Source organism: Polaribacter vadi (genome assembly GCF_001761365.1).
GTDB lineage: Bacteria > Bacteroidota > Bacteroidia > Flavobacteriales > Flavobacteriaceae > Polaribacter > Polaribacter vadi.
The window spans coordinates 1,261,602-1,274,967 of the sequence record NZ_CP017477.1; the positions used below are offsets into that span (position 1 = coordinate 1,261,602).

The following is a 13,366-nucleotide window of genomic DNA, read 5'->3' on the forward strand; positions in this document are numbered from 1 at the left end:
TATTAGCAATGTCTATTTTCTCAAAAAAGAAAAGTTTTTTTAATACCAAAAAAATACTTTTACCTTTATTATTCTTTTTTTCCATAGCAATTTCATATTCTCAAGAAATTGTTGTTTCTGGTTCCGTTAAAGAATCAAATACAAATAGTCCAATTCCAGGAGTTAATATTATTATTAAAGGAAAAACAATAGGAATTACATCAGATTTTGATGGTCTCTATTCTATTAAAGCGTCCTTAAATGATATTTTAGTTTTTAGTTATTTAGGTTATGCACCTAAAGAGATTAAAGTTACATCAGCAACAATCAATGTTTTTCTAGAAGAAGATACACAAAGTTTAGATGAAATTGTTATCATAGGTTATGGTACAACTACTGTTAAAGATGCAACAGGAGCTGTAACTGCAATAACAGAGAAAAACTTTAATAAGGGAAACATAACTACAGCAGAAAATTTATTAAATGGTAAAGTAGCAGGATTAACAATTAATACTGGTGGAGAACCAGGTGCAGGTTCTACCATAAGAATTAGAGGTGGAGCATCTTTAGGAGCCTCAAACGATCCTCTAATCGTAATAAATGGTTTGCCTGTAGATAATAATGCTATTGGTGGTTCTCGTTCTATTTTAAGTTCAATTAATCCTAATGAAATAGCATCATTTTCAATTTTAAAAGATGCTTCTGCTACTGCAATTTATGGTTCTAGAGCATCAAATGGTGTTATTATAATAACAACTAAAAAAGGATCTAGAAATCTGAATGTGAATTTAGATATGAATTTCGGTATCAATACACTTCCTAATAAAGTTGATGTTTTTTCAGGTGATGAGCTACGTAATTTAGTAAGTAGTGTAAACCCTAGTTTAACTCCTTTGTTAGGCAATGCAAATACAGATTGGCAAGATGAAATTTATAATAATAGTGCAACTTCTATTATAAATGCTTCTGCAAACGGAATGTTACTCAATAAAATACCTGCAAGAATTTCTATAGGAAGAACTTTTCAAGAAGGATTGCAGTTAACCTCTAGATTTGAAAGAAATAATGCCTCTTTTAATCTAAACCCTAACTTCTTAAACAACAGTTTAAAAATTAGTGTTAATGGTAATGCTTCTTTTGAAAGAAATAGATTTGCTTCAGGTCAAGCAGCAAATGCATTAACTTTCGATCCTACACAACCTGTTTATGATGAAAACTCACCATTTGGAGGTTACTTTCAGTATTATACAGATAATAATGATGGTGTAATTAATGAAGATGATTTAACTGCATTAGCTCCATTTAATCCTTTGGCTGAGTTATTACAAAGAAGAAGTATAAGTAATATTCAGCGTTTTTATGGGAATGTTAAAATAGATTATAATTTTAATTTTTTACCAGAATTATCTGCAGTTTTAAATGTAGGTATGGATAAACAAAATGCTGATGGTACAGTAAGGGTTTCTGATAAAAATCCTTTAGCTCAGAATGATGGAAGTTTGGTGGGTTCTTATTCAGAATACACAAACAGTCAAAATAACACACTTTTAGACGGGTATTTATCTTATAATAAAGAATGGAATAATTTTAATGTTGATGGAACTGCTGGATATTCTTATCAAAAATTCACCAATAAAAGATATGTAAGTGGCGAATTGTTAGATGATGGTCCAGATTCTGAACCAGTAAACAATGTAGATCCTAATTTGGTACTAATTGGTTTTTTTGGTAGAGCAAATTTTTCATTTTACGATAAATATTTACTTACACTTTCTTACAGAAGAGATGGTACATCAAGATTTAGTAAAGAAAATAGATGGGGTAATTTTCCATCTGCAGCAATTGCTTGGAAAATAAAAGAAGATTTGTTTCCAGAATCTGAAAACCTATCATCTTTAAAATTAAGATTAGGTTGGGGTATTACAGGTCAACAAGATATTGGTAGAAATAATTTAGATTTATTTTTATCTAGATATATAAGAGGTTTACCAAGTTCTCAATATATTTTTGGAGATACTACAACACCTGTTGGGATACCACAATTTAGAAATGAAGAACTAAAATGGGAAGAAACTACAACGTATAACATAGGTTTTGATTATGGTTTATTTAACGATAAAATTACAGGTTCTTTAGAAGGGTTTTATAAAGAATCTAAAGATTTATTATCTAATGCAGCTATTTCTGATGGTTCTAATTTTAGTAATTCTGGTTTTCAAAACATAGGGAATTTCACTTCTCAAGGTATTGAATTTTCAATTGGAGGTGATTTAATTACCAATGATGATGGTTTAAATATCGATTTTAATTTCAACACTACTTTTATCAAAACAGAAATTAAAAAGTTAGCATTAGATCAAGATCAATTAGTTGGTGGCGCAGATGGTGGAACAGGAAATACAGCCCAAATTCATAGAGAAGGTTTTACGCCATTTTCATTTTTTGTATATAAGCAAGTTTACGATAGCAACAATAATCCTATAGAAGGCGCTTATGCAGATTTAAATGGAGATAATTTAATTACAGATGCAGATAAATATATTCATCATAATGGAGCTCCTTCTGTAACATTTGGTTATGCATCAAACTTTTACTATAAAAACTTTGATTTATCTTTTAATTTAAGAGCCAATATAGATAATTACGTCTATAATAATGTAAACTCCTCTAGAGCTCAATATGATTTGCTAGAGAACAGTTCTGTAGTTGCAAATTTACCAACATCAGTATTACAATCTAATTTTAATACCACAGAAAATGTAATACTTTCTGATTATTATATAGAAAACGCTTCTTTTTTAAGGATGGACAACATAACTACTGGCTATACTTTTAATGAAATTTTTAGCAATAAATCTTCCATCAGATTATCAGCAAGTGTTCAAAATGTATTCGTAATTACAAATTACTCAGGTTTAGATCCAGAAGTATTTAATAATGGAATAGACAATACTATTACACCAAGACCAAGAACTTTTACCATTGGTGCAAACATAAAATTTTAAATAAAAAAAGATGAAAAAAAGACAATTATTATTAATAACAAGCTGTTTTCTACTTCTTTTTATAGTAGGATGTACCAATGATTTAAACATACTTCCAGAAGATGAAAATACTTTTTTGGTCGATGATTTTTACAATTCTCCAGAAGCTTACAAACAAGGTTTGGCTGGTGTTTATGGAAATTTAACCTTAACAAGTTCTCAAGGTCCAGGAGAATCTAATATTACTGGTTTAGATGCTGGTACAAGTCAATATGGAAGAGGATTATGGAATTTACAAGAACTAACTACAGATGAAGCAAAATGGACTTGGGAAAATGATCCTGGTTTAAGAGATTTAAATAGAAATATTTGGACTTCAGAAAACGTAATTTTAAGAGGCTTTTTTGGAAGATGTATGACACAAGTGTCTTTTGCAAACGAGTATTTAAGACAAACTTCAGATGAAGTACTACAATCTAGAGGTGTTTCTGAAACCTTAAAAAATGAAATCGTTATTTACAGAGCAGAAGTTCGTTTTTTAAGAGCTCTTGCCTACTATCATATGATGGATTTGTTTGGAAAAGCAGGCTTCATTACAGAGGAAGATCCTGTAGGCGCATATCAATCACCACAATATGACAGATTTCAATTATTTGAATATATAGAGTCTGAGTTGTTAGATATTTTACCAACTTTAAAAGATCCTTTACAAAACGAATATGCAAGAGTTGATAAAGGTGCAGCTTGGATGTTACTTGCAAAAATTTATCTAAATGCAGAAGTATATATACAAGAAGATAAGTATGCTGAATGTTTAGAATATTGTGAAAAAATTATTGCTGGTGGATATATCCTAGCTCCTAATTACTCAAATATTTTTAAAGCAGACAACAATTCTAACAATGCCAGAAATGAAATAATTTTTCCAATAATTTCAGATGGAATTGTCTCACAAAATTATGGGCCAACAACAGTAGCTGTGAATGGTCAAGTTGGTTCTTTAGAAAGCAATGGTTCAGAATTTGGTGTAACTTCTGGTGGCTGGGGAGGCGCTTTGCGTGTAACTCGTCAATTTTCTGAAACGATGTTAAATGGTAATTATAATGCTGATGACAGAAATACCATTATAAGTGCCAACAGAACCATTGAAATAACAAACATTAGCAATAATGGAACTGGATATGTAATTACTAAATGGTCTAATAAAACTTCTTCTGGGGCAAATGGTTCTGCGAACGAAATTGTTGATACTGATTTTCCATTATTTAGATTGGCAGATGTGTATATGATGTATGCAGAATCTGTAGTTAGAGGTGGTGGTGGTTCTACAGCTACAGCCGTAAATTATATAAATCAGTTAAGAGCAAGATCCAATAACAACAATAGTATTTCATCATCAGATTTAAATCTAGACTTAATTCTTAAAGAGCGTTTAGTGGAATTACATTGGGAAGGTCATAGAAGACAAGACTTAATCCGTTTTAATAAATATACTGGAGGTAGTTACAACTGGTCTTGGAAGGGTAATTCAGTTTCTGGAATTCCTTTAGACAATAGCAGAAGTGTTTTTCCAATTCCTAGTGCAAGTTTAGCTGCAAATCCAAATCTTACTCAAAATCAAGGTTATTAAATTAAAAATTATATAAAAATGAAAAAATTACTTTTAAAATCTTTAGCAATAATTATTCTTATCACATTTTATTCATGTGAAGAAGAAAACGCTCCAATTTTTGTTGCACAACCAGATGTAGATGGTATTATATTTACAAATTCTTTTGCATCAAATTATTTAATTTCTGAGGCAACAAAAGAAAATATTGGAGATCGATTAATCTGGGAGTCTGCAGATTTTGGTGTAACCACTAACGTTACTTACGAGATTCAAGGTTCTATAGACCCTACTTTTAGTACGTTTACTATTATTGGTACTACAAATGAAAACAACTTTCCAGTTACCATTTCTAATTTTTTAGATTTTGCAAAAGAATTGGGTTTAGATGCAGATCCAAGTACCACAGATAGTGCTGGTTTGGCAAATAATGTTGGTCAATTTTTTGTTAGAATCAAAGCAAATGTGGGTACAACAGATAATTTAACTACATATTCTGAGTTCGAAACCATCAACATAACTTGGTTAGAAGATATCCCAACAAATACATGTAATTCTTTATATGTTTTAGGGGAAGGTATTACTGATATTGGATGGAACTTTCCAGGAATAGAACTTACTTGTGATACGAATGTTTTAAAAGCTAAAGCAAGATTAGGAAATGCTAATTTTAGGTTTTTTACAACTGTTGGAGATTGGGATTCTGGTTTAGATTACAACTACTTTGAAAATGAAGGGTATACTATTGATGCAAATTTAGAAAATGCAGGAGATAATTTTAGTTTTATAGGTACTCCTGGTATTTACACCATAACAATTGACGATGCTAACAAAACCATTCAATTAGAAGCATCATCTTCTCTTTGGGCAGTTGGAGATGCTGTACCTGGAGGTTGGAGTTTTAGTGGAGATACTGTAGAATTTATAGAAAACACTCCAGACATATGGTCTGCATCTATAGAATTAAACAATAACATCTTTAGATTTTTCCAAACATTTGGCACTTATGATACCAATAACAATTTTCAATATTATATAGATCAAGGATTTACTATAGATTCTAATTTTGAAAGTGATGGAGGTCCAGATGCAAATTTCAACTTTATAGGAACAGCAGGTAGCTATAATTTAACTATAAATGCTGTAGAAAAAACGATTACACTAAATTAATAACCATAAATAGAGAGAGGTAGAATAACCTCTCTCTATTTAATTTTAAACTTCAAATTATGAAAAAAAAATTACTTTTTACTGCACTATGCATTTCTTCTTTTTTAAATGCACAATCAATTAGCTTTACTTCTGCAGCGTTAACAAATGCAGAAATAGGCAGTACAATTACTGTAGATTTTACATATTCTATATCTGCAGATGGTTATATTTATTCTGCTATAGAACTTCAAGATGATTTTACCTATCAATCTACTATTGTAGATGCCGAATTAAATCCAGCAGTTGCTGGCACAGATGTTACTGGCTCTTTTACGTTTACCATTCCAGAAAGCACAACACCAACAAGTGATTTAACAGGAAACTTAAATTATAAAATAAAAATTGAACTAAAAGATGGTAGTTTTAGTTATTTAGCAGGACAATTTCCTGATACAGAAATAAATATAACTTCATCTAATCTTAGTGTTGATGATTTTAGTAATACTTTAAGTGATATAGAAGCATATCCTAATCCTGCTAAAAATAAAATTTATTTTCAGAATTTAAAGAATGATGTAGATTATAAAGCATTTATTTTTAATATTTTAGGAAAAAATATTTTATCAGTAAATCAATTAGAAAATGGCATTGATATTTCTAGTTTAAATGATGGTATATATTTGTTATCAATTAAATCAAACAATAAGGTAAAGAATTTAAAATTCATTAAAAACTAATTTAATAAAAAGGAAAAATTATAGATGAGCAAACAGAATATTTTAGTTATTATTTGCATAAGCTTTTTATTTTTAAGCTGTAAAGAAAACAAAACTTCGGTTGTTGTTGATAAAATAAAATTTAATAACAATTGGGCGTTTAAACGTATTGAAAATCAAAATGTAGATAGTTTATTTTTTGAAAAAAAAATAGATACTAAAAATTGGGATGCTGTTCAATTACCTCACACAACAAAGGTTGAGCCAAAAATTGTAAACAATCAATGGCAAGGTATTTCTTGGTATCGTAAAAATTTTAAGCTTACCAATGAAATGAAAAATAAAAAATTATTTTTCAAATTTGAAGGAGCAATGAATATTGCTGAAGTTTGGGTAAACGAAAAAAAGCTTATCAAACATCAAGGTGGCTATTTACCTTTTATGATAGACTTTACAGAGGTAGCTGATTTCGAAAACGAAAATACAATTGCAGTTAAGTTAAATAATGAAGACAATCCAGTTACTGGGCCAAAACCTCTTAAAACATTAGATTTTAATACGTATGGTGGTATCTATAGAAATGTTTGGTTAATCGCTAAAAATCCTTTGCATATTACAGATCCTATTTATGCTAATAAAAAAGCTAGTGGAGGTATTTTTGTTTCTTATCCAGAAGTTTCAGAAGAATTGGCTAAAATTAAAATTCAAACTCATGTTAAGAATGAAGATTTGGGTAAAAATTCATTCATCATAAAAAATACTTTACTTAAAAATGATGTAGAAGTTATTTCTTTTGAAAGTAAAGAACAAATTTTAAACTCGAACCAAGAACAAGAATTCGTTAATAATTTAACGATAGATAATCCAGAATTATGGTCGCCAAATTCACCAAGTTTATATCTTTTAAAAACAGAAATTATTCAAGATGGTAAAACTGTTGATAAAGAAATTACTAGAATAGGTATTAAAACTGTAAAGTTTATTGATCAAGATTTGTATTTAAATGGGAAAAAAACTTTCTTGAGAGGTGTTAACAGACATCAAGAATATCCTTATATAGGGTATGCACTTTCAGATAATGCAAATTATAGAGATGCCAAAAAAATAAAAGAAGCTGGATTCGATTATGTACGATTATCTCATTATCCACAAAGCAACTCTTTTATGGATGCTTGTGATGAATTAGGTTTAGTTACTATTGATGCCATTTTAGGTTGGCAATATTTTAGCAAAGACAAAGAATTTCAAGAACATGTTTTTCAAGCTTCAAAAAATTTGATACGAAGAGATAGAAATCATGCATCTGTATTAGCTTGGGAAGTTTCTTTGAACGAATCTTGGATGCCAGAATCATTTATAGATAAACTAACCAAAATTGCGCACGAAGAATATCCAGGAGATCAATGTTTTACTGCTGGTTGGCAATCTTATGGATATGATATTTACTTACAAGCGCGCCAACACAGATTGCAACATTATGACTCTACTTTAACAAAACCATACAATGTTTCTGAATATGGAGATTGGGAATATTATGCCATGAATGCAGGTTTAAATCAAGATGATTGGAGTGGTTTATTGCAAGAAGAACGTTCTAGCAGACAATTAAGGTCTGCAGGAGAAAAAGCATTATTGCAACAAGTAAAAAATATTCAAGAAGCACATAATGACAATTTAAAAACGCCAGCATTTGCTGATGGTTATTGGGTGATGTACGATTATAACAGAGGATATTCTAACGATTTAGAATCCTCTGGAATTATGGATATTTTTAGAGTTCCAAAACCCTCTTACTACTTTTATCAAAGTCAGAGAAATTACAACGATCCCTTTGGGAAACCTGTTTTATATATTGCCAACAATTGGCAAGAAAACAGTCCATTAGAGGTCACAATTTTTAGCAATTGCGATGAAGTGGAGTTGTTTTTAAATGGTAAAAGCTTAGGACGTCAAAAACCAGATAGCAATCGAGTTTCAGATAAATTAAACCATCCACCATTTACATTTTCTATAGCAAAATTTGAAAAAGGAACATTAGAGGCGAAAGGTTATTTTGATAATGAAATCATAATATCTGATAAAAGAGAGACTCCTGGCAAAGCATCAACAATAAAAATTAAAATTGATAATGATTATCAAAATTTAAAAAATGAAGATACAGACGTATTTTTTGTCCATGCTTATGTTACAGATGATAATGGTATTCTTGTAGCTGATTCTACTGATAAAATTCTTTTCAAAGTTGATGGTAAAGCAGAAATAATAGGTAAAGAATCAGTTATTGCAGAAGCAGGAATTGCATCAATATTAGTAAAAACAAGTGATATAAAAAACGTTACAATCGAAGCTAATTTTCATAATTAAAAGACTTTTAAAACTACTCAAAAATGATATCAACAAAAAAAATAACACTAATTTTATTTTTAGTATTTCTATCTCAAACAACATTTAGTCAAGAATATATGGTGGGTGCAGATTTATCATTTGTTAAAGAAGCAGAAGATAAAGGGTTTTCTTTTAAGGAAAATAACATCGCAAAACCAGGATTAGACATTTTTAGAGAACATGGTTATAATTGGATTCGATTGCGATTATTTAACTCTCCAAAAGAACTGCCAAACGATTTAGAATATACAATTGCTTTAGCTAAAGAAGCAAAAAAGAAAGGCTATAAATTTTTATTAGATTACCACTACTCAGATACTTGGGCAGATCCACAAAAACAATTTGTACCAAAAGCTTGGGAAGGAAAAACCCAAAAAGAAGTAGAACAGTTGGTTTATGAATTTACCAAAGAAACTATGATTGCTTTTCGAGAAGCAGACGTATATCCAGATATGGTTCAGATTGGTAATGAAATAAGTAATGGAATGATTTGGCCTTATGGAAAATTACCAGAAAATTGGGATAATTTAGCGGCTTTTCTAAAGGCAGGTATCAACGGTGTTTACGCTAGTATTGGTAACAATTCATCACCAAAAATTATGATTCATATTGATAAAGGAGGTGATAAAGAATTCACTAAATATTGGTTTGATAAATTACATAAATACGATATAAAGTATGATGTAATTGGGCAATCTTATTATCCTTGGTGGCATGGAAGTTTGCTAGATTTAAGAGAATGTTTAAACTTTGCAGCGCTAACCTATAAAAAAGATATTGTTCTTGTAGAAACAGCTTACAACCACAGTCCTGCAGAATATATTAATAAAAAACCTCCTTTTCCTGAAACTGCTGAAGGGCAAAAAGAATTTTTAGAAGAAGTAAATAACATTATATTAAACATACCAGAAAATAGAGGAAAAGGTCTTTTTTGGTGGGAACCTGCAGCACCAAACAAAGGTTTTTCCTACAGAACTTATTTTGATGAAAATGGAAATGTGAAGCCTGTGATAAATGTTTTCGATAAATATGTTAGACATTAAAAAAACAAATACAACTAAAACAGATGTGTGTGATGAATAAATTTTTGCTTACAATAATGTCTCTTTTTTTTACCTGTTTACTAACAGGTCAATCTATAGAAATTGTTTCTTATGGAGAAAACCCATTAGAGGTTAATCCTTTATTAGGAACTAATTTGAACATCAATTATAAGTATACAAGTGAAACTGGTTCTACTGGCAATCATATTTATATTGGCTTAGAAATATTAGATGAAAATAACACCTATCAATCTACCGTAAAAGAAATTACGCTTAATAACCAACCTGTTGGTAATAATACCCAAAATTCAGTATCGTTTTTTATTGGGAGTATAAATACCTTATCAGAAAATTTACCTAATGGATATTATTATCAGGTAAAAGCTGTTTTATATGCAAGTGGTGGTTGGATACAAAATGCAATAGCTGATTATAGAAATACTCCTGCATTAGTTTTACAAGATACAAGCAATACTGTTTTAAGTACAAACCCTATTGCCAAAGGAGCAGACATTAGTTGGATGACTGAAATGGAATCTAGAGGTTTTGATTGGCAAGATAATAGTGGAACAAAAAAAGAATTATTACCTTTACTGAAAGAATATCAACTAGATGCTGTAAGGTTAAGAGTTTGGGTTAATCCAGAAAATTCTGCTGCAAATGGTTGGTGTGATATTGAGGATTTAGTAAAAAAAGCAGAATTAGCAAATGCCTTAAATATGGATATTATGGTCTGTATTCATTACAGTGATTGGTGGGCAGATCCTGGAAAACAAAATAAACCTGCAGCTTGGTCTAGTTATTCTGTTTCACAATTAGAAACAGCTGTAGCAAATCATACTACAGATATTTTAAATGCGTTAAATGAAAAAGGAATCATACCAAAATGGGTTCAAGTTGGTAATGAAACAAGTGATGGAATGCTGTGGACAACAGGTAAAGCTTCAACAGGTGGTTTTGCAAATTATTCTAAATTTATAAATGCTGGTTTAAATGCAGTTAAAAATTTTAATACCAATATAAAAACAATATTACATCTTGCAACAGGAAATGATAATCCCTTATTTAGATGGAATATTGGAGGTTTAGTAAATAATGGTTTAAATACGAATAAACTAGATATTATAGGTATGTCTTTATATCCAAATGAAGACAATTGGAAAAATATGGTAGATGACACCTATAATAATATGGTAGATTTAAAAACTCGTTATCAAAAAGATGTTATGATGGTAGAAATTGGCTTTAATGCAAATCAACCAGAAATTTCTCACCAATTTGTAAAATATATGATTGAAAAAACAAGACAAGCTCAAGGTTTAGGTGTTTTTTATTGGGAACCAATCGCACATAATAATTGGAATTCATATTCCAAAGGTGCTTGGGATTCAGATGGAAGTCCATCTATTGTTATGGACGCTTTTAAAAATGAAACTCCACTAAGTGTAGAAAATTTAATGGTTAGAAATAAACAAGAGTTTTCTGTATTTCCAAATCCTAGTAATAATTTAATTACTGTAAAATCTTCTTGCTCAGTTCTAAAATCGATCAAAATATATGATAGTTCAGGTAAATTAATTAAAAGTATAAAAAAAGAAAGTGCTTCTAAACCTATTGATATTTCTAAATTAATAGCTGGTATTTATGTCTTAAAAATAAATAATTCGAAATCAATAAAATTTATTAAAAACTAATTCATGCAAATATTATCTTTTTTAGGCTTTACAATTTTAGTTGCAGTAATCTCTTATCTAGCCACTAGAAAAACAGCCGAGACTTCATCTGATGGGTATTTTTTAGGTGGCAGAAGTTTAACTGCAGGAGTTATTGCAGGGTCGTTATTACTAACCAATTTATCTACAGAACAAATTGTAGGTTTAAATGGATCCGCTTATACAAGTGGTTTATCTGTAATGGTTTGGGAAACTTTAGCGGCTATTGCCATGGTAGTTACAGCCGTTTATTTATTGCCAAAATATTTAAAAAGCGGATTAACAACAGTACCTGGTTTTTTAAAAAAACGCTTTGATGTTACTACAAAAACCTTAACCTCTATACTATTCTTAACAGGATATGTAGTTGTGCTTTTACCTGTCATTTTATATTCTGGATCATTAGCTATAAGTGGTATGTTTGATATTCCTACTTTATTAGGAGTTACACATACTCAATCTATTTGGATCTGTGTATGGGGTATAGGAATTATCGGTTCTATTTACGCAGTATTTGGTGGTTTAAAAGCTGTTGCAGTTTCAGATTCTATAAACGCAGTAGGTTTACTAATTGGTGGTATATTAATACCTTTCTTTGGATTATTACTAATTGGTGATGGTAATTTATTTGACGGATTAAACATATTGGTAACAGAAAATCCAGAGAAATTTAAATCTATGGGTAGCAAAACAGATCCAGTACCATTTTACACCATTTTTACTGGAATGATGTTAGTTCAATTATTTTATTGGGGTACTAATCAGCAAATTATTCAAAGAGCTTTAGGTGCAAAGAACTTAAAAGAAGGTCAAAAAGGATTGTTATTGGCCTCATTTATCAAAATTTTAGGGCCATTAATTGTAGTATTACCTGGTTTAATAGCATATCATATTTTTGAAGGAAGTTTAGAAACTGCAGATAGTGCTTATCCAATGTTAGTGAAAAAAGTATTACCTCAAGAATGGGTTGGCTTTTTTGCAGCTGTTTTATTTGGAGCAATTTTAAGCTCTTTTAATAGTGTTTTAAATAGTTCTGTTACCTTATTTGGTATAGATGTTTACAAACAACATATCAATAAAAATGCGGATGAAAAAACAATCGTAAAATATGGAAAAACCTTTGGAGTTATTTTAGCAATAGCAGCCATGTGTATTGCTCCATTAATTGCAAATGCTGGTAGTTTGTTTGATTATTTACAGGAAATAAATGGTATTTATAGTATTCCTATTTTAACAATTATTGTGGTTGGTTTTACCACTAAAAGAGTACCAGCTATTGCTGCTAAAATTGGTTTAATATCTGGTTGTTTGCTCTATATAATTAGTCAGTTTTTTTTACAACCTTATTTTATAAATACAGCTTTAGCAGAAGCAAAATTAAACGGAATTATAGAAGCTTCAGAATTAGCGTTAATAGAATCACAAGCATATCCACATTTTTTAGATGTGATGGCAATTCTATTTGTTTTAAATATATTGATAATGCTTATAATAGGTAAATTAAAACCAAGAGAAATTGCGTATTCACAAGAGTACACAAAACAAGTAAATATTTCTCCTTGGAAATACGTGAATCAAGTAAGTATTATAATTTGTGTGATTGTTATAGGTGTTTATATCTATTTTGCATAATTAAAAAATAGAAGAAATTATTAACAGAAGGATATAGTTATATTGGCTCTTATCCTAAAAAAAGCTGAATATTTAAAATATTCAGCTTTTTTATTTTGTATTTTTTATTCAATTTAGTAAAAAAAAGAGCCTCAAAAATAATTTTGAGGCTCTT

8 protein-coding genes are annotated in these 13,366 nt (G+C 29.8%); all 8 read left to right on the top strand.

The window, feature by feature from the left end:
- The first annotated feature begins 8 nt into the window (after nt 1-8).
- Genes LPB03_RS05585 through LPB03_RS05620 form a run of 8 tightly spaced genes read left to right on the top strand, consistent with a single transcriptional unit; the run spans nt 9 to nt 13,212 of the window.
- Nucleotides 9-2,984 (top strand): SusC/RagA family TonB-linked outer membrane protein, encoded by a 2,976-nt coding sequence (locus tag LPB03_RS05585; protein WP_065318877.1) that lies wholly within the window; start codon nt 9-11, stop codon nt 2,982-2,984.
- A gap of 10 nt (nt 2,985-2,994) precedes the next feature.
- Nucleotides 2,995-4,593: a RagB/SusD family nutrient uptake outer membrane protein gene (locus tag LPB03_RS05590; protein WP_065318876.1), complete on the top strand. Its 1,599-nt coding sequence runs from the start codon at nt 2,995-2,997 to the stop codon at nt 4,591-4,593.
- 18 nt (nt 4,594-4,611) lie between these two features.
- Entirely contained in the window at nt 4,612-5,742 is a 1,131-nt protein-coding gene (locus LPB03_RS05595; RefSeq protein WP_065318875.1) for a SusE domain-containing protein, read from the top strand.
- 59 nt (nt 5,743-5,801) lie between these two features.
- Nucleotides 5,802-6,461, top strand: coding sequence for a T9SS type A sorting domain-containing protein (locus LPB03_RS05600; RefSeq protein ID WP_065318874.1), 660 nt, complete (start codon nt 5,802-5,804; stop codon nt 6,459-6,461).
- 24 nt (nt 6,462-6,485) lie between these two features.
- Entirely contained in the window at nt 6,486-8,804 is a 2,319-nt protein-coding gene (locus LPB03_RS05605) for a glycoside hydrolase family 2 TIM barrel-domain containing protein (RefSeq protein WP_065318873.1), read from the top strand.
- A gap of 23 nt (nt 8,805-8,827) precedes the next feature.
- Nucleotides 8,828-9,868, top strand: coding sequence for a glycoside hydrolase family 53 protein (locus LPB03_RS05610; protein ID WP_065318872.1), 1,041 nt, complete (start codon nt 8,828-8,830; stop codon nt 9,866-9,868).
- 32 nt (nt 9,869-9,900) lie between these two features.
- The gene (locus tag LPB03_RS05615; RefSeq protein WP_170324198.1) at nt 9,901-11,562 is read left to right on the top strand and encodes a glycosyl hydrolase 53 family protein; all 1,662 of its coding nucleotides are present in this window, start codon (nt 9,901-9,903) and stop codon (nt 11,560-11,562) included.
- A 3-nt stretch (nt 11,563-11,565) separates the two neighbouring features.
- The gene (locus tag LPB03_RS05620; RefSeq protein ID WP_065318870.1) at nt 11,566-13,212 is read left to right on the top strand and encodes a solute:sodium symporter family transporter; all 1,647 of its coding nucleotides are present in this window, start codon (nt 11,566-11,568) and stop codon (nt 13,210-13,212) included.
- Nucleotides 13,213-13,366 lie beyond the last annotated feature (154 nt).